Origin of the sequence: Staphylococcus schleiferi, assembly GCF_025558325.1 — a bacterium.
GTDB classification, from domain to species: Bacteria; Bacillota; Bacilli; order Staphylococcales; family Staphylococcaceae; genus Staphylococcus; species Staphylococcus schleiferi.
On record NZ_CP094712.1, the window covers coordinates 2,117,160 to 2,142,528 of the forward strand.

Below are 25,369 nucleotides of genomic sequence, written 5' to 3' on the forward strand. Positions count from 1 at the left end.
TATTTATTTGTTAACCTTAAATCAGTTCTATATATTATACACTTTTTTTGGAACAAATGATATAAAGAGAGGTGTGCTTGGTGGAATATATTTCAAATGCACCGCCCTTTCTTCAAGCACTCATTGCAGGTATCGTGACTTGGCTTTTAACTGCATTAGGGGCTGCAGTGGTATTTATTTTTAAAAAGGTCAATACACGTGTACTGAGTTCAATGCAAGGTTTCGCAGCCGGTATTATGATTGCTGCGAGTTTTTGGTCACTTTTGCAGCCTGCTATTGAAAGCAGTGCTGACAGTGCGACGCCGTGGTTACCTGCGACGATTGGCTTTCTTCTAGGGGGCGTATTTATCCGTTCTTTAGATGGGGTCATCCCGCATATCCATCGCAATGCAAAAGAAGCGTCACAAAGACAAGAGGGTGTCAAGACGCACTTAGATAAAAACACATTGCTATTACTCGCGATTACTTTGCACAACATACCAGAGGGGCTTGCGATTGGGGTTGCGTTCGGCGGTATTGCAACTGGAAATGCACATGCAACATGGCTTGGCGCTTTAGGGTTGGCAATAGGGATCGGCATACAAAATATTCCTGAGGGTGCCGCATTGTCACTTCCTATACACGCATCAGGTCAAACAAAGTGGCGCGCTTTTAATTACGGGCAAGCTTCAGCGCTCGTCGAACCGATTTTTGCAGCAATAGGTGCTGCAGCTGTTTTGGTCGTGACGCCAATATTACCATATGCATTGGCATTTGCAGCAGGCGCAATGATTTTTGTCGTTGTTGAAGAACTGATTCCAGATTCACAATCTGGGGATAATACAGACCTCGCAACTTTGAGTTTGATGCTTGGTTTTACCATAATGATGATACTCGATGTTGCATTAGGCTAATAGGAAAATCAATTATAAGAATTGCTATTAATTTGGATATTTAGCTTATTACATCTTACATTGCCTGGTTTATAGTTCAGTACTCAACGGTTCTATTTAAATGTTTCCTGAAATTTGAGATTTTTTTAAGAATATCCAGTAATAGATGAGTATGATTTGGCATTATATACCCTTCTATAATCTTTATAATTGATATTTACACATTCATTTTTTATCGCTTTATTAGACGTAACAAATCCCTGCTTTCGTTATTAATTTGGCTTGAACACCTTAATTATAACGTTAAGCAGGGCTCTTTTAGAATAACTCTGATTGACCGCTCACATAGCAAGTAGTTTATTGTTTAACACTGTTATCGTACCCAACTGACTGAAGTCATTAAAAATAATATTTCGAAGTAACTTTGGATTTATGTCAAGAATACGGACACAGAAAAAGAGAATTCTACCGCGCTTCGCTTGCTAGCCTAGCCCATCATGTACTTTTAAAAATCAAAAAGTACATTCTGAGCTAGGTTATTTTGTTGCGTATTTCTTCTCAAATGCAATGGGAGTCATATAATTCAACGTTGAATGTACGCTTTTAGAATTGTAAAAAGTAAGGATATATTCCACAATGCTAAACATCGCTTCATTCCTAGTTTTATAGTTCTGATGATGTATCAATTCCTTTTTGATGATACTATGAAAAGATTCTATACATGCGTTGTCGTAACAGTTTCCTTTACGACTCATACTGCTCTAAATCCCTTTTTCACGTAGTAAATTTTGATACTCTATTGAGGCATATTGACTTCCTTGATTTGAGTGATGGATTAGGCCTTCTCTAGGTTCTTGAATTGTATACGCTTTGTTTAAAGCTGACATCACAAATTCTTTTGTCATACGTGATGTCAGCCACCCAAACGCTGCCAGGTTGTGATACTTTAAACTGTTGGTTCAATAAATTGGGGTATACAGGAAGATGATGCTTTAAATGGGTCGTTGCCTTGTATTTCTTTTTTGTGATAGACCTTATACCGAGTTCCTTCATCATTCTACTGACAGTTCTTTGAGTTACAGTATGTCCGTGACGCCTTAGTATTTGTGTGATTTTGGGGCTTCCGTATCGTTTTTGACTTTTAATATAGATTTGATAAATATACTTCTTCAAACCTTCACGCTTCACTGTACGCGTACTTGGCTTGCGATTTTTCCAATCATAATAACCACTTCTCGAAACACCTAGTACTTGGCACATCTTTACGACACGAAATTCATGTCGGTGTTCATAGATAAACTTATATATTACTTCTGGTCTTTGGCAAAGATGTGCATAGCCTTTTTTAAGATTTTATTTTCTTCCTCTAAGTCTCTTAATCGCTTTTCTAAATCTGCTTCTACTTGTGTATTTGACGTACGTTTACCGCTACCAACAAAACCTTTTTCACCGTCTTTACGGTATATACTCAGCCATCTTGTTAAGGTTTGAATAGGAATATCTAAATCTCTCGAAACTTCTGAGGCACGTCTCCCTGATTCTACTCATTGAATTGCTTCCATTTTAAAGCTATAATCGTATTTTCTTCTCGCCATCACTGACACTCCTATAAATTGATTTTTTTTACTATACATTAAATTCCTATCAACTTACTGTGTCCGTTTCTTAGTCTCGCATCACTTCTTCTCTTGAACAATATATATAACTATCATCATTAGGACATAGTTCATAATGATTCAAAATACTACAAGGAATGCATAATTTATATTTATATTCTTCTATATCAAAAATAAACCACCTGCTTAATAATTTGATCTAGTAATTTTTTTAGCACCTACTTTTTTAGCATAATATTCTAAAAGACAAAACACTTTTTTTTCTATTTTTCTATTTCTATATGCTTGTAGGATATTTAATGATAAAACTATTAATTCATTCTCCTCTCTATTGTAATTTAAATCTATAGTGCCTATTAAATTATTTTCTATTAAAATTGGCAAAGCATAATAGCCATTTTTCCTCTTTTTTTTAGGAATATAAGACTCTAATCTATATTCAAAAGAAAAAAGTTTTTTTAATCGTGTTCTATTATAAATTAAATTATCAAAAGGAGATAAAAACACATTTTTAGATACTATTTCACTACTTTGATTATTAAAACACTCAATATCTTTGTTAAGTATATAATGCTTTTCAGCTTCATTAAACAAAGCATTCACTTCATTTAACTTCTCTAATTCACTTAAAACCTCTTGAACGTCGTTAATTTTCACTTTCCATTCAAATGCTATTTCCTTAGCTGTTAATACACCTAATCCTTCAAGAGAACACAACACATAATATTTTAAAGATTCCTTATAGCTATACGAATTATCTATAGTTTCTTTTTTATATAGATACCTTTGAAAATTCTTATCTCTTAAAACTCCTATCTGTCCCGTTCTAAATAAAAAATCTGTTAAATCTTGTATTTTGCCTTTTTTCCACCCTTTAGACTTATTATACTTATAGATGTTAGTTAATTCTTTAAACGATAATAGCGTATTTTCTGAAATAGACTCTAATATCTTTTCCATTAAATCAAAATCGTCTGTGTTATAAGACCTTTTATATTTTTCATAGAAGCTAGCCTGCCTCCAAAAATGTTTATTATCATCTTGCATATTATTTATAGTTAGCGCTCTACTATAATTTTCACTTATTTTAAATTTTTCATAACATTTTAATAAATCTTCTTGCTCATAACTTTTAATTCTATTTACAAAATACAAATCTTGGGTCTTAAGAAAAACGTTAATACTATCTAACTGAACTATACCTATATTATCAAGAGCATCATATATATCAGTAAAATAATTACCTTTATTTAACTTCTGTTTGAATATACTAAAATTTTTAATTTGTTTGTTTGATATTTGCATAAACACCTCTGATTATAATCGAAAAAGCAACAATTGTTATTAAAATTGTTGATAAAATAACAATAGTATACTTAACACCTAGTACATTAACTATAAAACCTGATAAAGCCAATCCCAAAGGATAGCCTGCTGTACTAAAAGAATAAAATAAAGAAAATATTTCCCCTTGATTTTGCTCAGGTATATTTTCTTGTATATAAGTCTTAGAAAATATCATTGCTGGAACAGAAATAATGCCAAATAATAATGCTAGCAAAAGAAAGAAAAATTCATTATTAGATATACCTATAGCAAAAAATATTACTCCATGCGCTATGATAGAAAAATCAATGATCTTTCTATTACTTCTAACTTTTAACTTAGAAATAATAACACTTCCTACAACTATGCCTAAAGACAAAAGAGATGAAAATAAAGAAAATATTATTGGACTATCACCAATTTCACTCTTAATAAATATAGGTATCACAACCGGATATACCCCCCATATAAATAGATTCCAAAATGAGTTATTTATTAACAATGATAAAACACTAGTTTCTTTTAAAATTTTTTTCAAAGAATAATTTTTTGAAATATCTTTTTGAGCTATGTCACTAAGTTTTTTATTATCCAATTTATTTATAAGTTTTAAAAATAGAAATAATGAAATTAAAAATGTAATTGCATTCACTATAAAACCAATACTATTATAATGAAAATTCAAGAAAATCCCTGAAATAATCGGCCCTAGAATAAGCGCTATATCAAATTGGATATAATGAATACTATTAGCGGATATTAACTCATTTTTATTAACAACTTTAGGTATTAAAATATTTGATAATATATCATTAGCTGATGAAAACGTACCCGAAATAAAGAGTAAAATGAATACTATATATACATTATTATCGTATAATAATATTGGTATTATAAAAAACACTATAGCTCTTGATAAAAACGATATATATGTAATTATTTTTATATTTTTATCAATTAGTCTCCCAATTAATGGAGAAAATAGAATTGCAGGTACTTCTAAACAAAGTAATGCGATGGCAATATAAATAGGTTGATTAGTTATAGAATATATCAACCAAACTAAAAATAAATTAGCCATGGCATCTCCTAGATTTGAAATAAAACTACCACTAATTAAACTCAAAAAATTCTTTTGTTTTAAAATTGAAATCATTATACTAACCTCGCAGGTATTCTACATTTAACTTATAATCCAATTTAACGACATATATTCGACACAATAAATCGCCTTTATTTATTTTATGTTCAACTATAGGTTCTATTGCTATAGATAATCCCAAACCAGTGTCATTCATCTCTTTTAATTTTTTTTCATTTAAAATACCAGGATGAATTCTAAATCTTGATTCTCCTTCAATTGGTTGTATTAATATTGAATAGCCTTCTGGGATCTCTATTCCCCATCCTAACCTCCATTCTAAACTACCTTGCCCATTAGGTATAAACACAGGATGCCAACTTCCATTGCTGAAATATTGATATAACCTAAACCAATTTGAATTTCGAATACCGATATATATTTTTTCTCTTTTTATCCAAAAAGTAGTTTCAGTAAACTCTGATAGTTTGTTTAATTCCATCTCATCATTTACGCTAACTTGAGTTTCTACCAATGGTTCACACGTAATATCAAATGGTGCCAAGACTTCTAAAGATGTCTCTATAGCTAACTTATACGGCCAACACTTTCCTTTAACTCTTTCTTGAGAAAGCCATCTTAATCCTTCGTATTGATTTGAAAGATTTCCAGTAGCTCCTTTTTTTGGTAATTCAGTCCATTTAAAAAGTTCTAGTATATTTATATTCATACTATTAATCTCCTCAAAACTATAAAAAAGGGAGTATCCCCCTTTTTTATACCGTTGTACTATTGTTAGTTTCATAAGTATTAATAAGTGTTTCTGAACTTGGTTCATATATAGATACACTACAAGGTCCTAATCCTGTTTTAACATATCCCTTTCTTTCTAACGTTTTCAGGTCTACTACAGATAAACCGTCGCCATCTTGATTATATTTACTAATCATAGTTCGTTTAAAAGCTGAAACATATAGAGTTTCGCTTTCCTCATCAATTTTTAATCCTCTAGGTGTAGGACCAACATCAATATGTTTTATTTCTTCATTTTTATTTATATCAATTGCACTTACTGAATTCGAAGCTTCACAACTTACATATACAAGGTTTTTATAAGGATCAGCTATAACAGCTCTTGGTCCATAGCCTACGGGTATTTCAGTAATCAATGTCTTTTTATGCAAATCAATAACACTTACAGAATGCCTATGAGTATTTGCTGTATAGACATTATAGTTTTTGTGTGTAAATGCGTGATATGGTTTAGCATTTTCGCCTAATTCAACTATTGAACTAATTTTTGAATCTAAAATATTCTCACCTAATTCAATAATATAAATACTATCTGAACCAGAGCAAGGTACACTTAAATATTTCCCATCTGAAGATACAGATAAAAATCTAGGGTTCTCGCCAACCTTAATACGTGAAATTTCCTGATCATTTTCAGTTGAAACAATAGAAACATCGCTTGATCCCGAATTAGAAGCATATATAATTTCTTTGTTAGGATCGACACATACCCCCCTAGGAGCCAGTCCTACTTTGATTTTGCTATCTTCTTTGTTATTTGTAAGGTCTATTTTTGAAATTGTATCACCTGCGCAATTACAAACGTAACCATAAGGCAAGCTTTTGTGTAAAGCCATACTACCTCTAGGACTCCCTCCTACAGGAATCCTAGTTAATTCGCTCTCCTGCTTACTACTAATTACAGAAATGTCATTTGAATCAGTATTAGTTACATAAATAAACTTTTCTTTCATGAAAACACCTCCATTTTTATACTTTAATTAATATACTAAAAATTCTGAAAAGTCAACTAAATATACAAAAATAGTAATTATTCATATAAAATGTCCTTATTCGAATTTTTTATTAATATACGTATCTGTCATTGCTATGGGTTGTCTTGCAAAATTAAATTCATAATATAATTTGTTCATATCCTTGATATAGTAGCTACCAGCAACGGAAAAACTATTCTAACAACTCATTAAATACAATAATTCGTTATCGCTAACCTTCTTTAACGCTACATCTTTAGAATTTTTATCTATACTCAATAACACGTCAAACCTCCTATTCATTGATTAAAAAATACGATTAAATAAACTTGAAATGAAATCTATGATAGTCTGAATAATTTGTAAAATGCTATCCCAAATTTTTTGTAAAAAGTTTCTATTTTCTTCTGTGTTTAAATCTTTAGCTTTTTCCTTAGCTTTATCTAATAAATCGCCTGAATTTTTTCTATACTTTTCAAAGCGACTTTTGCATTTTTAGCAAATGCTTTAGGATCTGAAGTTAAAGCGTTAGAATTTGCAACATTAGCCCTATTTTCAGTTATCATTTGTTTTTGATTATCTGTTAAAGTTCCAGACAATCCTCTTTCATCAAGCACTTTATTAACTATGTCTTCAACTTGTTTTGGCGTAATCTGTTCATCTTGTTTTTTCTTTATATCTGCTAACTGTTGTTTAATATCTGCTATAGACGCGTTTAAAGCTTCGTCTGAATACCCATATTTATTTTGATTTTCTTCAGATATTGAAGTTAAATCTTGCATTTCTTTATTTGAGTTTTGGATATCTTCAGAATTTAATTTGTTACCTTTTTCTTCATAAGCTTTATAAATACCTGCTAACGCACCTTCTCCAGTAACTTTTTCAACTGAAGCTATATGAATTTCAGCGTCTTTAATACCTGCTGTGATTGACGCGTTTTGATATTGTTCACTTGTAACCTTTGTAATGTTATCAGGTGTGTCTATTTCCACATCTACACCATTACCCCATTTTTTATGCTTAATAGTTGTACTTGAATATATATAACTTAAATTACCACTATTAGGAATATATTTACTAACGTCATCTGTTGTTACGCTGTATGTTTCATAGTCATCTTTCACGCCTAAATCATCTTCAGTCTGTTGTAAACCTTGACCTTCAAGATCAGCGCCCTTTATAAAAAACAGGCTTATCCCAATCTTACTTTTTTTCTGCTTTGGCCATACCTGGAACAGTTAATAATAATGTTACTACTGCTGTACTAACCATTAATTTTTTCATTTTTATTTAACCCTTTTTAATAGTTATAACTACCGTCCTTATAATTAATCTGAACGCCTTCTTGTTTATTCGCAATCCAAACATTGATATTTATTGTTTGGCCGTCATCATTAATTGAGTAGGCTCTAACGTGGGAACCTCTTGGCACAAGTTCATCATCTTTATAAACGGGCGTAACTTCATAAAACACTTTTGTTTCAGGATTATCATACATTGCATTTCTTATTTGCGTTTCAGGATAACCCATGCCCCCACCTTCAGGGTCTTTATTAGATCCAACATTTTGCGCCCTAGTACCTAATGTTAAATTATGTGTTTCCATATCTCCGCCCAATGACCAGGCAAGCGAATGAGATTTATTATATATATAACCCCTATACCCATCTAATTGTAATATTTGGTTGTTTGAGTTCTCGCCTTCCCATGCCTGCTTTTCAGGGTTATATGTTCCATCTTTATACTCCCCAGCTACATGAACACCGTAATCAAATGATGGTCTTTTTTGTGCTTTTGAAGAATGACTTTGAACAGCTTCATTTGTAATCAACGCTTTAACTTTGCCTGCTCTACCGTATTTATCCAAATCAGGATAATCGGCCCAAAAACGGTCATTACCTTTTTTATTTAATAAATTTTGATCTTCCTGACTTAATTCTGTCTTGTTGTCGTTTATAAAAGCATAGTTTTCACTATTAGTTTCAGCACCAATAAGTTTTATATCTTCTTTACTGTTTTTTATTTCAGGTGTATCTGATTTACTGAAATCACTAATAGTTGTTATTAAATTATCAACTTCATTTATTGCCTTTTCTGTATCACAACCACTTAATACAATAAGTGATAATAATAAGGCTATCAGTGGTTTAAATATCTTCATTGCATTACTCCTTTACTCAAATTGTTCAGCAATCCAAAAATATTTAGTGTAACTTTTATTCTCATAATAAAATAAAGGCTTAGGCACAACTTTAAAATTTTTATTTTTGACGTGCATAGTAACATTTTGTCTTGTTACACCTAATCTTTCAGCTACTTCATTAACATCTATGAGTTGCTGTGGTTCAGAACTTTCACGAATTAAATCATCTAAATTATTACTTTGAAGCTTACCAGTATAAATAGTGTTGTTTTTCTCCATAATATACACACCTTCATTCACTGCTATTTCATGCTGTAAATGGCGGTTATAAAATGTAGGAAAATGGCGGAATGAAAATGCTGTTTTTCCTACATTTTTTATTTTCTAAAATATATAATCATGTCTTAACTCAATCTTTGAATGGAGGTTGTTTGATTGAGACGTGATATATACGAAGGAGTGTTATTTTACATTATGAAAGGCATAAAACCAAATTACGCTGAGCTGGCTAGACAATATCATTGCGATCCAAGGACAGTTAAAAAATATTATGAAGCTGGGAAAGGCAATGAGTTGAAAAAATTAAAAACAAAGAAAACGGCAAAGAGAGTATCAAAATTAGAACCCTATAAAACGCTCATAGACGAAAAATTAGAGTTAGGTTGTACGGCTATGGCGATTTATAAATATATTTCTGAAAAAGGATATGAAGGCAAGTATACGATTCTAAGAGAATATTGTAAGTAAAAGAAAGAAAAGGAAATTAAAAAAGCAACTATACGGGTAGAAAAACGCCCTGGTATAGCTGCTGAAGTAGACTGGAAAGAAGATATGGTCATGCATGATAAATTTGGCAAACGTTATCAATTCAATATCTTTCTTTACGTTCTACACTATTCAAAAATGAAGTATATCACATTAACTTGGGATAGAAAACAAGATACATTATTTCAATGTTTAAAAGAATCTTTTGAGCACACTGGAGGCGTTCCTAGGTTGTATATTTTTAACGGTTGGCGAAATATTCACTGACCGTTATTTTAATTTTTGATATTAAAAAAGCACAAATATCTCTATAATTGTAAGTGCCTAAACCAACGATTAAGGAGATATTGTGCCTACCTGTAATGATATATCAGAAATGCTTGGAATTAATATCAAAAATTTAAAAATCACTCAAAATCTAGGATTACATGTTCATAAAAACGTAAAGGCATTATTATACGAAGGCCAATTGACATATCATCCCAGTGCTTGTGCGTGTTGTGGAATTAAAAATGATGCCCATTTAATTATTAAACATGGCTTTCGTAAAACGAAAGTTTATATGGGATTAATTTTTGAAAGACCTGCTTATTTAAAATTGAAGAAACAGCGCTTTTACTGTAAAGCTTGTCAACAAACCTTTACAGCTCAAACACCTTATATTCAACCCCGATGTACCATCTCAAATGAGGTCAAATGCATGATGATCCGGAAACTATCTAAAGTCATCTCTGAAAAGGATGTCGCTGAAAGTCTATGTGTATCACCTTCAACTGTCCATCGCCATTTAAAAGAGGTAAGTGATTCGGTGAAGACGCAGGCACATCATGTTTTACCGGAGCACTTAGCTTTTGACGAATTCAAATCAACGAAAGGTGTCGAAGGTGCGATGAGCTTTATTTACTGTGATAGTGTAACCCATGATATCATCGATATTTTACCTGATCGTCGCAAACATAAATGAGAAGCCTATTTTTTAAAGTTCTCTAGAAAGCAACGTGAAAGAGTGAAAACCATCTCTATAGATATGTTTCCGCCTTATATCGCACTCATTCAAGACTTATTTCCTCATGCGGAGATGATTATTGATCGCTTTCATATCGTGCAAGCAATCAATCGTGAAATCAATCGATGCCGAGTTCAAGTTATGAATGGTTTTAGGACAAAAGACAGACCTCAATATAATAAATTAAAGCGTTATTGGAAGTTACTATTAAAAGCGCCCTTAGATTTGGATCGAATGATATATCAGTCATACAGACTTTTTAAGTCTTGGCAGAGTCAATACAGTTTAGTTCAGTATTTATTGGGCCTTGATGAGAGACTCAAAGAGACATATGAAACAGGGCATCGTCTTTTAAGTGCTCTGAAATCAAACGATATCCAGCAATTACAGTTCATCTTACAGTATTCAAAGACAAAAGATATTTCACAAGGCCTCAAGCGCGTCATTCAAACATTCATCAAATACTTGCCCTATATCTCAAATACGATGCGTTACCCACATTTAACGAATGGGCCAATTGAGGGCATTAATAATAAAATAAAACTGATTAAACGGGTTTCTTATGGTTATAGAAATTTCTGGAATTTTAGGAATCGAATCTTAATCATTTCCAAGGTATTTGTAAGTGAATATAAAAAACGCATTAAACAACAAAATAACGTTGCTTAATGCGTTATCGTCTCGCCAACCGACGTTGACAAAGAACCCTATAAATAAAGGGGTCAAGACATTTATATGTCTCAACCCCTAACCATTTCAAATGGGAAAGTTATATTCCACAATGTCACTATTTGATATCAATAGCCTTATACAAACCGAAATTATTGCTTAATGTCTGCTTTTGGACCTTGTGGATATTTATATTTAGATGGATTCACTTTGTTGAAGTCTGGGTTTTTGTAGAAACGGAATAAATCGCCGTTTAAAATTTTATCGCTGACTTCTAAGTCATTTTCAACTTGCTTTTTATTTTTCTCTAAATCAGCAGGTTGTTTTTCTACTGGATGATTGTCTTTATTGCTGTATACCTTGCCATTTACATACTTGTAGTCTTTTGTTACAAAGTCACCGTTACGGAATGGCACCACTTGTTTGTGATCTTTAGACAGCATATCCGTACCAAGCATCAAATAGTTTTTCGTATCAATGCCCATTAAGTGAAGTAATGTAGGCATCACGTCGATTTGACCTGCATATGTTTCATCCACTTTTGGTTCAACACCAGGTGCTTTCAACCAAAAACCAGTCGCATTTAAGTCATTAAACTTCGCTGGCGTAATCGGTTCACCTAACAATTGAGACATTGCTTTATTATGATTTTCAGAAATACCATAGTGGTCACCATAAATCATGATTACAGAGTTGTCGTATAAACCACGTTTTTTCAAATCGTTAATAAATGCTTCTAAAGATTCATCGAGGTAACGTGCAGTTTGAATATAACCGTCGACTGTTGGGTTACCTGTATCCCCTTTCGGAATCGATGCATCTTTATCGCTTAACGTAAATGGATAATGGTTCGTTAACGTAATTAAATGAGAATAGAAAGGTTGTTTTTCTTTATCTAAGTATGATGCTGCCTCTTTGAAGAAGACTTTATCTTTTAAACCTAAGTTTTCAAGATTTTCTGGTGACATATCAAAATATGTCGCATCATAAAACTTATCAATACCGAAATGACGATATACTTGATCTCTATTCCAAAACGTTTTGTAGTCACCATGCATAACATTCGTCGTATAGCCCTCTTTTTGATGTAAGATAGCTGGTAATGATTGGTATGTGTTATCTCCTTTTAAAGAGAAAGCTGAACCTTGTGGTAAACCATAAAGACTGTTATCCATAGTAAACTCAGCGTCCGATGTTTTACCTTGACCTGTTTGGTGATAAAAATGCGGATAGTATCTAAAGTCATTATTACCAGATGAAAGTTTGTTCAAAAATGGTGTAACTTCTTGTCCATGAATCTTTTTATTAATTAAAAAGGTTTGGAAACTTTCTAAGTGGATTTTAATGACGTTTTTACCTTTAGCTTTACCGTAATACTGCATGTTCGGTTCAACATTTTTTTGCTTAGAGTAATTTAACACTTTTGTTAAATCATCTTCAGAAGCTAGTGCTTTTTGTTGATTGTTTTGAACTGTTTTCACGCCATCATAAACTGTGAAGTTATAAGGTCCTAAATATTTGACTAAATATTTATGGTCAAATGTACGTGTTAATAACTCTGGTCGATCTGTTTCTGCAAATGCTAAATTCAAGAAGAATAAAGCAATCGCTGTTGCCATCACAACTGGCACGAATTTTTTATGGAACACATTTTTACTTAACCATTTTTGTTTAAAAACAAGAATGAATAAGTACACTAATGTATCAATAAAATAAACAAAGTCATACCATTGGAATGATGCCCCAACAGCACCGCCCATTGAGTCCACATTGCTTACTTGGTTTAATGTACTAAAAGTAATGAAGTCTGAGAAAAATCGGAAATAGACGACATTGGCATAAAGTAAGAAAGTTAATAAGAAACCTCCTGTAAATATAAACCAATAGGCTTTTCTACCTTTAAAAAATAAAAACACACTTAATAGCAATGCAACTAAGCTATATGGGTTCATGAGTAAAATTAAGTTTTGTGTTAATCCTTTAACACCAAGTGACAAGTCAACATAATAAGCAAAATACGTTTTTAATGCGATGGTTAAAACCGTCAGTAGGAAAAACGCAAATATACCTATTCTTTTTTTTCCTTTTTCCATATTTGTTCCCCCGTCGTTTTATCTGTTGATTAAAATTCAATCGTTTAATAATTTCTCTAAATTTGTAAAATTCTCCACTAAAAGCTTTATTAATATGTAATATTCTTGTAATATACATGATTAAGTTCAATATAACAATATATACCCATTAAGACAAAAATTCAATCGAAAGCCGTTCGTTTGATTGAGATTAAAATGGCTTTCAATCTGGGTTTATATTGACTTTATATTGGCTTAATATTTTAAAAAACACTGCTTTAAATTGATGTAAGGATATGCAATATAAAATTGTAATATACTCGCCTCTCAATCAGAACGTATATGATTATACATAAATCACGCTTTAAATGACTCGGCCCATAGTTGTATTTCTACATCTTGTAGATTTAACTCGTTTAAACGCTTATTTTAACAACTCGCTTTGCATTCTAAACTCTATTCCTTGGAATAATTGCTTCCGCCACTGATGATACTTCACTAAATTTTGTTCAGCTTGTAACACATCAATAAACTGAAATTTAATTTTTGAACCTTGACTTTTTTGTGCAATTTTAGATAGATGATAAGAAGCGATTGTCCCAATTTGTGGGTAACTACCTAACGTATAATGATCATTAAGCAATACTATCGGTGCGCCTTCTTTCTTAACTTGAATAGTACCTCGTTTGACTGACCGATGTGGGGGCATATCTTTGTAAAAGGCTTTAATGGATGGGCCTTCTAATATCATTCCCATACGATTGGCCTTGCTCGAAATTTGGTATTCACTTTGAGTAAAACGTTTGAGAATAGCTTCTTCAAAGTCTTCTGTACCTTTATTCGGGATGACATGCACAACATCAGATAAATAGTTAAAAGAGAGTGCATAACCATCAACACCCCATGACACAGTCTTTCGCTCTTCCAATTTTTTAAACAATTGATGATGCCTTTCGTTATAATCCCGCTTCATATTGACGGTGTCGCCATCTCTTAAACGACGACCTTGAAATCCACCTATTCCTGAAATCATGTCAGTTGAAGTCGAATTCAGCCATTCATCCAATTCAAAGCCACCTGCAATCGCAAGATATACTCGTGCACCACGATATAAATGATCAAAAGAAAGCACATCGCCTTTGTTCATTAAATACAGTTTATTAACTTGAACTTGCATTTCGTCTGTATGTGCTAAAACTTGTGCACCTGAGAATGCAATTAATGTCGGCTCCGTGAACCGAATTTTAGCCATTTTATGTGTCATTTCTAACGTCGATTCATTCCGATCATTACCAACGAGTCGATTCGCAATTTCGTGAGCGAGCACATCGAGCGCCCCACTTCGAATAACACCCATATGTTCATAGCCCTGTCTTCCAAAATCTTGAAAACTCGAAAACAATCCACTATCTTCTATGATGATGGCCATTATGCATCCCCTCCTTGTGCTACAACTGTAAACTTCACTTGGTCTCCTAACGAAATTCTTGCAAAATCTTTTTTATTCGGTTGAAATAATTGTAATGGTGTACGCCCAATCACTAACCAATCGCCGTACGTTTCAGTCGTTGTAATACCACATTTATTATTTTCCATAATAATAGAACCCGCAGGAATCACACGTGGCTCATTCGCCATATGATTGACTATAATGCGAGGATCAACGCCCGTTAAATAAGGGAAAGCTGGCGAATAACCCATCATCGATACGAAATAGTCTGATTCCGTGTGGAGTTGAATAAAAGTTTGCGCATCCATATTCAACTCCGCTAAGATTTTCTCAAAATGCAAACCGTGTATGCCCCCATATTCCACTGGCACTTTAATACAGCGCTGTTGTTTTTCAAAAACAGCATCACTGATATCAATATGTTCAATAAGCGATTTCATATGTAAAAAAGGAGACGCTATTTTTAAATGTCTCATCATCATATATGCATCATAAGAAATGAGCATATCTGTTTCCGTTGGGACAATCTCAGTAATATATGGGTAATTTTGAGCGACTAAATAATTACGAATCATCAGTAACCTTTGTGTCGCTGTTGGCGTGACAGCCCCTTTTAAAGAGACCACTATCGCTTGATCCCCTTGACTATATACTTTCATTTTTCCACCTCTATTAATTATCATAAAATAAGCTTAAAACCTCAATGACACGGGGTGCCAATTCACTTATCAACCCGTATATGATTCCCCCTTGAATAATGAGCACACATAGCATCCATACATAGGCCCAAAAACGCTTTTGATGAAAAATAAGTTGATTACCTATCCATTGGCCAAGCCAGAGTACGATCATAAATCCTAATAAATATACCACTATCATAAAATCACCTAATTCTTTAGTTCAAGTGAAATAGGGACCCATTCACGCAAACTATTAATCATCCACAACTGACCACCTTGTTGTAACATTTCTAACAAGTCGCCCACTGTAAAATACTGCTCAGTAATTTTATGTTGCTCCAGTAGCATTTGGCGCATGCACCCTTGCAAAAAATCGTGTGCGTAATTGGGCGTGATAGATTGGCCGTTAAGCACGACAACAACATTCCCTATATCGAATTCTAAAATTTTTCCATCCGCATCATAAAAAAGTGCTAACTGTGTCGTATGATCATGTGTTAAATAATCGCGTTCAGATGTTTTGTAGATTCGTTGCCACGTAGGTACTTGATTTTTTGATGGTATCAACTGTGCAGTCATCTTTTTGGTTTCACCAAGCGCACCAACTTCAACTTGCATCTCCCCAGATTGATGCACAATCAGCTTGACCCGATACAGTCCACTAGGATATTGTGTTTGAACATGCTTCAAATTGTGTTGCCATCGTTCAGAGTCAAAGGGGATGTTTAATGACTGGCTCGCACTTCTTATTCTTTTATAATGATATTGAAGGCGAGCAATCTGGCCCGCTTCAAGCCGCATCGTTTCAAATAATTTCATAACTATCCCTCTAATATTTTAGTTTTCGCACAAAATTCTTCATATTCTTTGTCGGGATCAGAATCAATCGTAATGCCTGCACCTACACCGTAATAAAAAACTTCATTGATCCGTTCAATCGTCCGAATCGGTACGTTGAAAATCGCACGGCCATTCGGATGAAGTAAGCCTACCGAACCACAATAAATATGACGGGGTGTCGCTTCAAGTTCATGAATGATACGCATCGTATTGATTTTAGGCGCCCCGGTAATCGAACCACAAGGAAATAGCGCACGCAGTAAATCTTGATAAGTTGTATCATCTGAAATTTCCCCTGTGACCATCGTTGTCATTTGAAAAACAGTCTGATAACGTTCGATCGCAAATGGATGTTTCACTTGAACGGTCCCTTTTTTCGCTACACGTGCAATATCGTTTCTTAATAAATCAACAATCATTACATTTTCGGCTCTGTCTTTTTGAGAAGTTCTTAACGTTTGTTCATTAGCTTGATCATCTTTCACCGTAATCCCTCGAGGCATCGTCCCTTTCATCGGTTTACTTACCAATGTACGAGGATTTGTTTCGAAATCGCCTAATTGAAAAAATAATTCTGGCGAAATAGATGCTACTTTAATTTCTTTAGTGTCTATTAATACCGTATAGTCCCCATTCGCGGTCTGAGTAAAGCGTTGGTACAAAGCTGAAATCGACATCGCATCAAAGCTTTTAAGACGCGTCGTATAGTTGACTTGGTATGTCCACCCAGCAGTGATTTCATCTTGAATTTTGCGAATGTGTTGCTTAATGGTTTCCGGCGGTGTCACGAAATGAAAACGTCCGACTGCCTTCTCTGTTCTTTCTTCCTCTTCAACAGCGTTCACTGGTGCATCAAACACATAATAGGCTGCATAAATATGATGCTTTGGTGTATGCGTAATGAAGTCGCGTTGGAAATAAGGCGCTGCCTCATAAGGCAAATAAAGCGCGACATAATAGCCTTGTCGTTGGTAGGCTTCTGCTTCATCAATTAAAGGTCCAACTTCTTCAATTTCATAAGCAATCCTTTGCTCAACGGGATGCTCAAAATGATATCGATAAGATGTCGTTGTATTTGCATCGCTATAATATTTATAATTAAACTTCACAATCATCGATAATCCCTGCTTTTCTTAAAAAATTTCTCATTTGTTCATGTCCGTACTCTGACAAAATGGACTCCGGATGATACTGTAAACCGTAAATTGGCCACTGCATATGGCGCACTGCCATCACAATGTCATCTTCATTCAACGCTGAAACGACTAAAGGCGTGTGTATTGTGGTAGGGTTAGCCATTAATGAATGGTAACGCATCACGTTAAAAGATTTAGGCAACGCATGAAATAACGTTGACCCATCATGACGCAAACGTGTCGTATGACCGTGAACCGGACGCGGGGCATGAATAATTTTTCCGCCATAATACGTCACAATAAGTTGAAATCCTAAACAGATACCTAAAATTGGGACTTCTTTCTCAAATGTGCGCATTACGTCAAACAATATTGGATAATCTTCGGGTGCACCAGGTCCCGGAGAAATCACAATAGCACTCGGTTTCAACTGCTCCAGCATAGGAAGAGATACCTCATCGACATCAATGACTTTTACTGTTTGCTGACTCTCTACCTCTAAATAATCAACAATATTATACGTAAATGAATCTTTATTATCTATCATGACTATCATTTTTTTGCCTCATTTTTATTTAATAATTCTATTATCACAAATGTGCGCATAATTGACAAAGTTCTAGCCAATTTCATTTTAAAATATAAGGATGACTTGATTTCTGCGCCTAAATGTATTACAGTATGGAACGTAATTGAATTAAAGAGGTTCCTAGCTTCCAACCCTCTATAAAAAACTAGACACCTTCCGTCTATCTTTTTATAGAGACGGCTTTTTTTATGTCTTATTTTAGGATCTCTACATAAAATAAGGAGCGAAACAATTATGTCTAAGGTGCTCAATGATGAAAAAGCAGTCGTTGTATTTAGTGGTGGCCAAGATAGTACAACCTGTCTCTTTTATGCGAAAAAACATTTCAAAGAGGTGGAGTTGGTTACTTTTGAATACGGTCAACGTCATGCGAAAGAAATAGAAGTTGCGAAAGAAATCGCAGAGGATCAAGGGCTTAAACATCATATTCTTGATATGAGTTTATTATCTCAACTAACACCAAACGCGCTGACATCGCACGACATGCAAATAAAGACGGATGAACAAATACCTAACACCTTTGTTCCTGCGCGAAACTTACTTTTCCTCTCTTTTGCCGGTGCACTCGCCTATCAAATTGGTGCGAAACATATTATTACAGGTGTTTGTGAAACAGATTTCTCGGGTTACCCAGATTGCCGTGATGTCTTTATTAAATCAATGAATGTCACGCTCAACTTATCGATGGAACGCGATTTTGTTATTCATACACCATTAATGTGGTTAGATAAAAAAGAAACATGGGCATTGAGTGATGAATTAGGCGTACTTGATTATGTGCGTCATCGTACACTTACTTGCTACAACGGCATCATCGCAGAAGGTTGTGGCGAATGCCCAGCTTGTCGCTTACGTCAACGCGGTTTAGAACAATATCTTGCTGAGAAAGGAAGTGAAAAATCATGATGCAACAAATTTATCCATCTGTAAATCATGATTATACGTACGAACTCAATAAAGACTTTAACTTTTCAGCTGCACATTTTATCCCTGATGAACGTGCGGGTAAATGCATGCGCGTTCATGGGCACACGTATTTTGTAAATATTACGATAGCAGGCGATGCCTTAGATGAACTTGGTTTCCTCATTAATTTTAGTGAACTTAAAAGTCTCATCCATGACAAATTTGATCATTATTTATTGAATGATTTAACACATTTTCAAGGCAAAAGCCCCTCTACTGAAATCGTAGCGCAAACAATTTACGAAATTGTCGCTGAACATTTAAAAGATTTACCACATGCGCCAAAATGTCTTCAGATCTTTTTACGCGAAACACCTACAAGCTATGTCGTCTATCGACCGAAAAAACAGGAGCCAAAGCATGGCTAAAATACCTGTACTCGAAATTTTTGGTCCTACAATCCAAGGTGAAGGTCGTGTTATCGGTAGAAAGACAATGTTTGTGCGCACAGCTGGATGTGATTTTCGTTGTAGTTGGTGTGATTCTAAATTCACTTGGGATGGCAGCATGAAAGATGAAATCCGAATGATGTCCGCTGAAGCCATTTTCGACCAACTTAAAGCGATTGGTGGTGATCGCTTTAATCATGTCACGATTTCGGGTGGAAATCCTGCACTCATTAAAGGGATACAAGCATTAATCGATGTTTGTCAATCCCACGGCGTCCATACCGCTCTTGAAACACAAGGAAGCCATTTCCAACCTTGGATGCGTCAAATTGATGATTTAACGATTTCACCGAAACCACCAAGTTCTGGTATGAAACAAGATTTGGAGCGATTAAATCATGTGATCGCGCAATGTGACGTGTCCCAGATTAATTTAAAGGTTGTTGTATTTGATGATGCGGATTATGAATTCGCTAAAATGATTCATCATCGCTATCCTCACCTTCCATTTTATTTACAAGTTGGAAATCCTTATCTTGAAGATCATGTCGAACACCATACTCAAAAATTACTTGAACATTATGAACAACTGATTGATCGTGTCACTGAAGATGCAGAAATGAATGAAGTATACGTGTTGCCACAATTGCACACATTAGTTTGGAGTAATAAGAAAGGCGTTTAACTCACTCAGCCTTTCATCCATATAGTATATCCTCTCTTGAGGATGGAGATTAATAGATGAAGGAAACCTGTCTGTATGACGATTTTCCTTCATCTATTAAATTTTATAAAGATTTAAAGTGTTATTAAATGCTAATAAGAGATGAGATTGATATAATGGAAAAATGAATTGCGAATAGTTAGGAGAACATAATGGCCTTATTTGTCATCTTAAACATTATTATCGTGATTGGGACATTATTAGTTGATTTACATCGACATCACTATCAATATATTCGACTCAGTTCGGTGATACTATCACTCACGTTGAGTAGTTTTGTGAACCCAATCTTATTGAATAAGCTTAATTTTATTACACTCGCCACGATGTTAATGTATTTAACATGGTTGATCTTACAATATCATTTAGATTACACGCATCATGCATTTAAAATTCGACACCAAAAATTCTTTATTGGTATTTTGACCATTATGGTTAGTATTTTATTTGTCATTTTGGCACGGACATCTGAAGCATCGATTTATATGTCTGTACCGTATTTAGCCCCTGCCATTTTTCTATTTGGTGGGATATTACAATTTTCAACTACGTTAAACTCACCGCGTTTTTCAAAATTTTATCAAGTTTTGAAAATAAAGCATCCCATTTGGATGGGTGGCACTTTGATTCTCTTATCAATGATTACAATGGTTAGCCTCACGCCTTTTTGGTACCTTTTTGTGATAGTTTACATCGGCTTTTGGGCAACGTTAACGATTGAAAAAATATTTATCTTACCAAAAAATGATTAAACTATCCATAAATGTGGTATTTACTTGTAGAACCTTATGGTATAGAAAAAAAGGAGGCATACACTATGGGTTTTATAATTATGTTAATCGTCGGTGGTCTTATCGGTTGGGCTGCTGGAGCAATTTTAGGTAAAGATATCCCAGGTGGTATTATTGGTAACATTATCGCTGGTTTAGTCGGTTCTGCAATTGGTAGCTGGCTATTCGGTCATTGGGGCCCATCATTAGGCGGCGTTTATATTTTACCAGCATTAATTGGTGCAATTCTTGTTATCGCAATTGTGTCATTAGTATTAGGTAAAATGCGTGGTAAAAAATAAATTTGAATATTAAAATACATGGGCCTTGGCTCATGTATTTTTTTATGTATAAAAAAAGGTATTAAAGTATCGTGTTTGTATAACACTGTCATCCTTAATGCGCCTTGATAAACGCTACATAACTACCATTCATCAATCCGCGACTTTATCCTCAGAAAGCTTCTTTTTGCATTGTATAAAATTTAAACTTTAAATATAAAACGAATGTATTTTACTCACTAATATTTATTTATCTATAATATTGCTTTTTAAAATTAGTTTACATATAATACTTTTAAAGGCATACCTCTCTTCATAGTGAGGTCTTGGCCTTTTTATAACTATGATTTTGAATCTTTGAACGCAACCAATACAATCTAAATTTTACATTTTATACAGTGTTTGATGATTTATCTCTATCCACTAGATATTGATAATATGGGAGATGATTAATGAAAATGAATTATAAAGCTGCACTATTTGCACTCTTTTTAAATATATTATTTTCAATTCTAATGTTCATATTAAAGTTTAATATCGGTTTAATGATTATGGCATTTACGATTATTTTAGTTCCTGTTTTGATTAATATCCTCTCTTTATTTATGAGTAAAGAATCTTATAATATATTGACATTATTAACAATGAGTGTTTTCAATATTGCATATTATGTTATTTCTGCAAATACCATATTAAATAACTCTCATTTTCAAATCTTTGCTTGTCATTATTCCTATGAGACAAATGGCTCTATTATGAATTTAAAAGAACATTCACTTTCCATACCTCACTTGATTGTTTTCTTCTTACTTTATTTTGTGTTGAGTTTATTGTGCGCTAAAATTTATTCAAAAAGCTTAAAATTGAAATGATGCGTTTGAAAAATACAATGGTCGTACAACAAAAATGGTCATTTTCAACATCATTTGCGCGCATTTTCGTATTAGTTGTGCACTACGTGGCCTATGCATCGTTTTAAATCTATTCTAAGTTTTACAACATACACTTTGCCCTTCTTTAAAGCAAGTTCACCATTGTTTTGAAATAAAAAAAGCGTAGGAGAGAAATCGTTTTGATTTCGTCATCCTACGCTCCACAAAAAACAGTCGCCCCTATGAAGATTAAAAATAAAATTGATACTTGTTACTTTTTATCAAACTTTGGTGTTTCTACATTAGAGGCTTGCACAATGTATTGCGGTCGTCGCTTTACCTCATAATATATCCGCCCGATATACTCACCCATCACTCCAATAGAGACGAGTTGAATACCACCAATAAATAATATCGCCGCAATTAACGTAAAATAGCCGGGAACATCAACACCATGGATAAGTGTATCAACAAATAAGTAAATAATATAAACCATACTCATTAAAAAAATGAACAATCCCAAGTAAATCATTGTACGTAGTGGCTTATAATTAAATGAAATCAATCCATCTATAGCATAATTGAATAAACTTTTTATTGACCATTTTGATTGTCCTGCTTCCCGCTCAACATTTTCATATTGAATCACTTTACTACGGTAACCAATCCATGAAAATAAGCCTTTAGAAAAACGATTATACTCTTCTAAACTTACTAACGAACGCACCGCGCGTTGACTTAAAAGTCTAAAGTCACCAATGCCATCCTCTAATTCAATATCTTCAATGAAATAGTTGATCATTTTGTAGTAACAGCGCGTCATCCATTTCCGAGAAGCGTGTTCACCTTCGCGATTACGCTTTGCGATAATTTGGTCATAGCCTTCCCGGTATGCTTTTACCATATCAGGTATAAGTTCTGGAGGATGTTGTAAGTCTGCATCAATCATCACAACCGCATCACAATCTACACTATGTTCAAATCCTGCAAACATTGCTGCTTCTTTACCAAAATTTCGACTAAATGAGATATATTTAAGATGTTGCGTTTCATTGGCTGCCTCTTGAAGTATTGTAATCGTATTATCGTGACTCCCGTCATCAATAAACAACAAATCATACTCATACACTTGTGCAACACTGTCTTTTTCTAATATTCCTATCAATTGTTGTATGGTTTGATGTAGTACGTCTTTCTCGTTATAACATGGGACAATCACACGTAATTTCATTATTTGTGCACCTACTCTATCTACTTTTTCTATGTCTCATCCTTTTGTTTCTACCCATTTCCTACATAAAAGTAACGTTCATTAGAAAAGCGCGCGCTCACGCAAGGCGCTATCCCTACCTCTAAAGGATAGCATATGATCATTCGGTTTTAATCTCAAAGCCCTTTCCAGTCTATGATAGCGTCGAATATAAAATCTAAAAAAAGAGAGGAGTTGTCCACTTTATGTCATGGACACTCCTCATTAAAATCATTCACTTTTCAGTATGATGATACTTATCTTCAAGATTCTTCTTGAAGTTCATAATCATCTTCATCACGTTGTCGAGGACGTTCTAAGTTGTATTCATAACGCAACAATACATGAATTATCTGATGATTTTCGATTTCTGATATCACCCAACGATCATAAGTTGTATCGACGTAATCATCTTGTTCTAAGTCTGTATTTTGAGCTTGAAGCCAGCCCCCGATTGTATCAATATCTTCTGAGTCTTCAAAGTAAATACCAAACTTTTCTTCTAAATCGCTTAGTAGTACACGACCGTTGATTTGATATGTTTGTTCATCGAGCTCGACAATATCATTGATTTCATCATCATCAAATTCATCACGAATTTCACCAACGATCTCTTCAAGAATATCTTCCATCGTCAATATCCCAGCTGTACCGCCATATTCATCAATAATTAAGCTGATATGCACATGCTCACGTTGCATTCGAACAAGCGCATCGCTAATCCGTGTTGATTCTGAAATCATTGGTAATTCATGAATATAGTTGGCAATTTTAATTGGCACACCCGATGCATATTCTGTCAGAAATTCTTTTACGTTGATAAATCCTTTAATATGGTCTTTGTCACCATCTTCAGTAATCGGATAACGTGTGAACTGATGCTCTTTAATTGTTTCTAATAACTCATCTACATTGAAAGGTTCGTTCAATGTGATCATTTGCGTACGTGGCACCATAATATCTTTGGCATGACGCTCATCGAATGAAAAAATATTTTGCATATACGCAAGTTCAGTTTGGTTGATTTCACCACCATGATAACTGTTGTTCATAATGATTTTCAATTCTTCTTCAGACATCGCCTCATTACCAGCATTTGGATCAGCGCCAAACATTCTAATAATTAAACGCGCAGAACCATTCATTAACCAAATTAACGGTTTCATCACAAAACCGAAGTAATATAAAGGTCTCGCATATAATAATGCGATGCGGTCTGTATGTTGGATTGCTAAACTTTTAGGTGCAAGCTCACCGATAACAACGTGAATGTATGTCACGATAATAAATGCAGTCACAATTGATACGGTTGTCACAATCGCATCAGGAATATGAATGAGTCCAATCAGTGGCTCTAATAAGTGCTTAAATAAAGGTTCACCTAACCACCCTAAGCCTAGAGATGTCACTGTAATCCCTAGCTGACAGGCTGATAAATAATAATCAAGATTTGAAATCATTTTTTTTACAACACGCGCATTGCCATTCCCTTCAGCAATTAGCTGTTCAATGCGTGATGCTCTTACTTTAACTAATGCAAATTCTGAACCGACAAATACAGTAGTTAAGGCAATTAATGCAAAAAATATAAATAAATATAATATGGTCGTACTATCCAATTAGTTCCCTAATAGATAGGGATTCACCTCCGTTAATTGCATCGCTCAATAGAAAGCGATGATGATAAGTGTATATGACCTAAGTGACACAACAGCGTGTTCATGCCTAAATCCTTCCCATTGAGCTACCTCCAGACATAAAAATATTAATTTTATCATACCATAACTTTTAGTGAAATAATACTATGAAACTATCGTACTTTAGTAGGATTTCCAATATAACACGCACATCTTTTTCACTCAGCCATTCTTAGTTCATCACATTATTTAAAAGCAATCTGTTTCTGTATAAAACAGAGCGTTCGGGACATAAAATATTGGATTAATTTGTCTTCATGAACTCGCTTGCTTAGGGGCTGAAGTCACATGTGCAACAAAGATTTCGTTGTATTGCCTATGCAAAGCTGACTAGACTAAGCAAAAGCGACTTGTTCTTAACTATAATAGTGAATAATTATATGCATAAA

Annotated in this window: 25 protein-coding genes and 3 pseudogenes; 9 read left to right on the plus strand and 19 right to left on the minus strand. The window is 34.0% G+C overall.

Annotated features, from left to right (window positions below):
• The first annotated feature begins 77 nt into the window (after positions 1 to 77).
• On the plus strand, positions 78 to 893 hold the full coding sequence (locus tag MUA40_RS09985; RefSeq protein WP_037559058.1) for a ZIP family metal transporter: 816 nt from the start codon (positions 78 to 80) through the stop codon (positions 891 to 893).
• Between the two features lie 515 nt (positions 894 to 1,408).
• Here MUA40_RS09985 and MUA40_RS12185 read toward each other — a convergent pair.
• The 11 genes and pseudogenes from MUA40_RS12185 to MUA40_RS10025 form a co-directional block, all read right to left on the minus strand.
• The gene (locus MUA40_RS12185; protein WP_081635123.1) at positions 1,409 to 1,627 is read right to left on the minus strand and encodes an integrase core domain-containing protein; all 219 of its coding nucleotides are present in this window, start codon (positions 1,625 to 1,627) and stop codon (positions 1,409 to 1,411) included.
• A gap of 6 nt (positions 1,628 to 1,633) precedes the next feature.
• Positions 1,634 to 1,789, minus strand: a complete 156-nt coding sequence (locus tag MUA40_RS12190) for a hypothetical protein (protein WP_476726650.1) — start codon at positions 1,787 to 1,789, stop codon at positions 1,634 to 1,636.
• The gene (locus tag MUA40_RS12195; RefSeq protein ID WP_081635120.1) at positions 1,719 to 2,132 is read right to left on the minus strand and encodes an IS3 family transposase; all 414 of its coding nucleotides are present in this window, start codon (positions 2,130 to 2,132) and stop codon (positions 1,719 to 1,721) included. Before MUA40_RS12195 ends, MUA40_RS12190 begins: the two co-directional genes overlap by 71 nt.
• A 47-nt stretch (positions 2,133 to 2,179) precedes the next feature.
• A pseudogene (locus MUA40_RS12200) lies at positions 2,180 to 2,401 on the minus strand (transposase); the annotation flags it as partial.
• A gap of 273 nt (positions 2,402 to 2,674) precedes the next feature.
• Positions 2,675 to 3,793, minus strand: coding sequence for a DNA glycosylase AlkZ-like family protein (locus tag MUA40_RS09995; protein WP_167733290.1), 1,119 nt, complete (start codon positions 3,791 to 3,793; stop codon positions 2,675 to 2,677).
• Positions 3,768 to 4,970: an MFS transporter gene (locus tag MUA40_RS10000; RefSeq protein ID WP_016424483.1), complete on the minus strand. Its 1,203-nt coding sequence runs from the start codon at positions 4,968 to 4,970 to the stop codon at positions 3,768 to 3,770. Before MUA40_RS10000 ends, MUA40_RS09995 begins: the two co-directional genes overlap by 26 nt.
• A 4-nt stretch (positions 4,971 to 4,974) precedes the next feature.
• The gene (locus MUA40_RS10005; RefSeq protein ID WP_016424482.1) at positions 4,975 to 5,625 is read right to left on the minus strand and encodes a hypothetical protein; all 651 of its coding nucleotides are present in this window, start codon (positions 5,623 to 5,625) and stop codon (positions 4,975 to 4,977) included.
• Between the two features lie 46 nt (positions 5,626 to 5,671).
• A complete protein-coding gene (locus tag MUA40_RS10010) occupies positions 5,672 to 6,661 on the minus strand; it encodes a YncE family protein (RefSeq protein ID WP_167732739.1) in 990 nt (329 codons plus the stop codon).
• 327 nt (positions 6,662 to 6,988) lie between these two features.
• A pseudogene (locus tag MUA40_RS10015) lies at positions 6,989 to 7,966 on the minus strand (DUF1002 domain-containing protein).
• A gap of 16 nt (positions 7,967 to 7,982) precedes the next feature.
• Positions 7,983 to 8,843 carry a DNA/RNA non-specific endonuclease gene (locus MUA40_RS10020; RefSeq protein WP_126496162.1) on the minus strand — a complete coding sequence of 287 codons (861 nt, stop codon included), beginning with the start codon at positions 8,841 to 8,843 and terminating at the stop codon, positions 7,983 to 7,985.
• A 12-nt stretch (positions 8,844 to 8,855) separates the two neighbouring features.
• Positions 8,856 to 9,104: a hypothetical protein gene (locus tag MUA40_RS10025; protein WP_016424478.1), complete on the minus strand. Its 249-nt coding sequence runs from the start codon at positions 9,102 to 9,104 to the stop codon at positions 8,856 to 8,858.
• Positions 9,105 to 9,299: 195 nt separating this feature from the next.
• Here MUA40_RS10025 and MUA40_RS10030 point away from each other — a divergent pair, with 195 nt between their 5' ends.
• On the plus strand, positions 9,300 to 9,572 hold the full coding sequence (locus MUA40_RS10030) for a hypothetical protein (RefSeq protein ID WP_228446255.1): 273 nt from the start codon (positions 9,300 to 9,302) through the stop codon (positions 9,570 to 9,572).
• A gap of 394 nt (positions 9,573 to 9,966) precedes the next feature.
• A pseudogene (locus tag MUA40_RS12160) lies at positions 9,967 to 11,265 on the plus strand (ISL3 family transposase).
• Positions 11,266 to 11,417: 152 nt separating this feature from the next.
• Here MUA40_RS12160 and ltaS read toward each other — a convergent pair.
• The 6 genes from ltaS to MUA40_RS10070 form a co-directional block, all read right to left on the minus strand.
• Positions 11,418 to 13,358: a polyglycerol-phosphate lipoteichoic acid synthase LtaS gene (gene ltaS / locus MUA40_RS10045; protein WP_016424473.1), complete on the minus strand. Its 1,941-nt coding sequence runs from the start codon at positions 13,356 to 13,358 to the stop codon at positions 11,418 to 11,420.
• A gap of 403 nt (positions 13,359 to 13,761) precedes the next feature.
• Positions 13,762 to 14,766: a 5-oxoprolinase subunit C family protein gene (locus MUA40_RS10050; RefSeq protein ID WP_016424472.1), complete on the minus strand. Its 1,005-nt coding sequence runs from the start codon at positions 14,764 to 14,766 to the stop codon at positions 13,762 to 13,764.
• Complete coding sequence (locus tag MUA40_RS10055) at positions 14,766 to 15,446, minus strand: carboxyltransferase domain-containing protein (RefSeq protein ID WP_167732961.1); 681 nt, start codon at positions 15,444 to 15,446, stop codon at positions 14,766 to 14,768. The genes MUA40_RS10050 and MUA40_RS10055 overlap by 1 nt, the downstream gene beginning before the upstream one ends.
• 228 nt (positions 15,447 to 15,674) lie before the next feature.
• Positions 15,675 to 16,286: an aminotransferase class IV gene (locus MUA40_RS10060; RefSeq protein ID WP_016424468.1), complete on the minus strand. Its 612-nt coding sequence runs from the start codon at positions 16,284 to 16,286 to the stop codon at positions 15,675 to 15,677.
• Between the two features lie 2 nt (positions 16,287 to 16,288).
• Positions 16,289 to 17,422, minus strand: coding sequence for a chorismate-binding protein (locus MUA40_RS10065; protein ID WP_126496151.1), 1,134 nt, complete (start codon positions 17,420 to 17,422; stop codon positions 16,289 to 16,291).
• A complete protein-coding gene (locus MUA40_RS10070) occupies positions 17,406 to 17,999 on the minus strand; it encodes an anthranilate synthase component II (protein WP_016424466.1) in 594 nt (197 codons plus the stop codon). Before MUA40_RS10070 ends, MUA40_RS10065 begins: the two co-directional genes overlap by 17 nt.
• A 267-nt stretch (positions 18,000 to 18,266) precedes the next feature.
• On the opposite strand from MUA40_RS10070, the gene queC reads away from it, so the two are divergent.
• From queC to MUA40_RS10100, 6 genes are all read left to right on the plus strand, one after another.
• Positions 18,267 to 18,938: a 7-cyano-7-deazaguanine synthase QueC gene (gene queC / locus MUA40_RS10075; RefSeq protein ID WP_016424465.1), complete on the plus strand. Its 672-nt coding sequence runs from the start codon at positions 18,267 to 18,269 to the stop codon at positions 18,936 to 18,938.
• The gene (gene queD / locus MUA40_RS10080; protein ID WP_016424464.1) at positions 18,935 to 19,366 is read left to right on the plus strand and encodes a 6-carboxytetrahydropterin synthase QueD; all 432 of its coding nucleotides are present in this window, start codon (positions 18,935 to 18,937) and stop codon (positions 19,364 to 19,366) included. Before queC ends, queD begins: the two co-directional genes overlap by 4 nt.
• Positions 19,359 to 20,072 carry a 7-carboxy-7-deazaguanine synthase QueE gene (queE, locus tag MUA40_RS10085; protein ID WP_126496149.1) on the plus strand — a complete coding sequence of 238 codons (714 nt, stop codon included), beginning with the start codon at positions 19,359 to 19,361 and terminating at the stop codon, positions 20,070 to 20,072. Before queD ends, queE begins: the two co-directional genes overlap by 8 nt.
• A gap of 191 nt (positions 20,073 to 20,263) precedes the next feature.
• Entirely contained in the window at positions 20,264 to 20,863 is a 600-nt protein-coding gene (locus MUA40_RS10090) for a hypothetical protein (RefSeq protein ID WP_016424462.1), read from the plus strand.
• Between the two features lie 65 nt (positions 20,864 to 20,928).
• On the plus strand, positions 20,929 to 21,183 hold the full coding sequence (locus MUA40_RS10095) for a GlsB/YeaQ/YmgE family stress response membrane protein (protein ID WP_016424461.1): 255 nt from the start codon (positions 20,929 to 20,931) through the stop codon (positions 21,181 to 21,183).
• A gap of 431 nt (positions 21,184 to 21,614) precedes the next feature.
• Complete coding sequence (locus MUA40_RS10100) at positions 21,615 to 22,034, plus strand: Msa family membrane protein (RefSeq protein ID WP_016424460.1); 420 nt, start codon at positions 21,615 to 21,617, stop codon at positions 22,032 to 22,034.
• A gap of 271 nt (positions 22,035 to 22,305) precedes the next feature.
• Here MUA40_RS10100 and MUA40_RS10105 read toward each other — a convergent pair whose 3' ends face one another.
• Together MUA40_RS10105 and MUA40_RS10110 are read right to left on the minus strand one after the other, a co-directional pair.
• Positions 22,306 to 23,265 (minus strand): glycosyltransferase family 2 protein, encoded by a 960-nt coding sequence (locus MUA40_RS10105; RefSeq protein WP_016424459.1) that lies wholly within the window; start codon positions 23,263 to 23,265, stop codon positions 22,306 to 22,308.
• Between the two features lie 281 nt (positions 23,266 to 23,546).
• Positions 23,547 to 24,902: a hemolysin family protein gene (locus tag MUA40_RS10110; RefSeq protein WP_016424458.1), complete on the minus strand. Its 1,356-nt coding sequence runs from the start codon at positions 24,900 to 24,902 to the stop codon at positions 23,547 to 23,549.
• Positions 24,903 to 25,369: the final 467 nt, after the last annotated feature.

What these genes read in the sequence shown, in the direction of transcription:
- MUA40_RS10010 (WP_167732739.1), bottom strand. Translation starts at nt 6,661, where the DNA reads ATGAAAGAAAAGTTTATTTATGTAACTAATACTGATTCAAATGACATT.
- MUA40_RS10100 (WP_016424460.1), top strand. Translation starts at nt 21,615, where the DNA reads ATGAAAATGAATTATAAAGCTGCACTATTTGCACTCTTTTTAAATATA.
- queC (WP_016424465.1), top strand. Translation starts at nt 18,267, where the DNA reads ATGTCTAAGGTGCTCAATGATGAAAAAGCAGTCGTTGTATTTAGTGGT.
- MUA40_RS10005 (WP_016424482.1), bottom strand. Translation starts at nt 5,625, where the DNA reads ATGAATATAAATATACTAGAACTTTTTAAATGGACTGAATTACCAAAA.
- MUA40_RS10065 (WP_126496151.1), bottom strand. Translation starts at nt 17,422, where the DNA reads ATGATTGTGAAGTTTAATTATAAATATTATAGCGATGCAAATACAACG.
- MUA40_RS10055 (WP_167732961.1), bottom strand. Translation starts at nt 15,446, where the DNA reads ATGAAAGTATATAGTCAAGGGGATCAAGCGATAGTGGTCTCTTTAAAA.
- MUA40_RS12195 (WP_081635120.1), bottom strand. Translation starts at nt 2,132, where the DNA reads ATGTGCCAAGTACTAGGTGTTTCGAGAAGTGGTTATTATGATTGGAAA.
- MUA40_RS10000 (WP_016424483.1), bottom strand. Translation starts at nt 4,970, where the DNA reads ATGATTTCAATTTTAAAACAAAAGAATTTTTTGAGTTTAATTAGTGGT.
- MUA40_RS10070 (WP_016424466.1), bottom strand. Translation starts at nt 17,999, where the DNA reads ATGATAGTCATGATAGATAATAAAGATTCATTTACGTATAATATTGTT.
- MUA40_RS10105 (WP_016424459.1), bottom strand. Translation starts at nt 23,265, where the DNA reads ATGAAATTACGTGTGATTGTCCCATGTTATAACGAGAAAGACGTACTA.
- ltaS (WP_016424473.1), bottom strand. Translation starts at nt 13,358, where the DNA reads ATGGAAAAAGGAAAAAAAAGAATAGGTATATTTGCGTTTTTCCTACTG.
- MUA40_RS10020 (WP_126496162.1), bottom strand. Translation starts at nt 8,843, where the DNA reads ATGAAGATATTTAAACCACTGATAGCCTTATTATTATCACTTATTGTA.
- MUA40_RS10050 (WP_016424472.1), bottom strand. Translation starts at nt 14,766, where the DNA reads ATGGCCATCATCATAGAAGATAGTGGATTGTTTTCGAGTTTTCAAGAT.
- MUA40_RS10090 (WP_016424462.1), top strand. Translation starts at nt 20,264, where the DNA reads ATGGCCTTATTTGTCATCTTAAACATTATTATCGTGATTGGGACATTA.
- MUA40_RS10030 (WP_228446255.1), top strand. Translation starts at nt 9,300, where the DNA reads ATGAAAGGCATAAAACCAAATTACGCTGAGCTGGCTAGACAATATCAT.
- queE (WP_126496149.1), top strand. Translation starts at nt 19,359, where the DNA reads ATGGCTAAAATACCTGTACTCGAAATTTTTGGTCCTACAATCCAAGGT.
- MUA40_RS10095 (WP_016424461.1), top strand. Translation starts at nt 20,929, where the DNA reads ATGGGTTTTATAATTATGTTAATCGTCGGTGGTCTTATCGGTTGGGCT.
- MUA40_RS10060 (WP_016424468.1), bottom strand. Translation starts at nt 16,286, where the DNA reads ATGAAATTATTTGAAACGATGCGGCTTGAAGCGGGCCAGATTGCTCGC.
- MUA40_RS09995 (WP_167733290.1), bottom strand. Translation starts at nt 3,793, where the DNA reads ATGCAAATATCAAACAAACAAATTAAAAATTTTAGTATATTCAAACAG.
- MUA40_RS12185 (WP_081635123.1), bottom strand. Translation starts at nt 1,627, where the DNA reads ATGAGTCGTAAAGGAAACTGTTACGACAACGCATGTATAGAATCTTTT.
- queD (WP_016424464.1), top strand. Translation starts at nt 18,935, where the DNA reads ATGATGCAACAAATTTATCCATCTGTAAATCATGATTATACGTACGAA.
- MUA40_RS10025 (WP_016424478.1), bottom strand. Translation starts at nt 9,104, where the DNA reads ATGGAGAAAAACAACACTATTTATACTGGTAAGCTTCAAAGTAATAAT.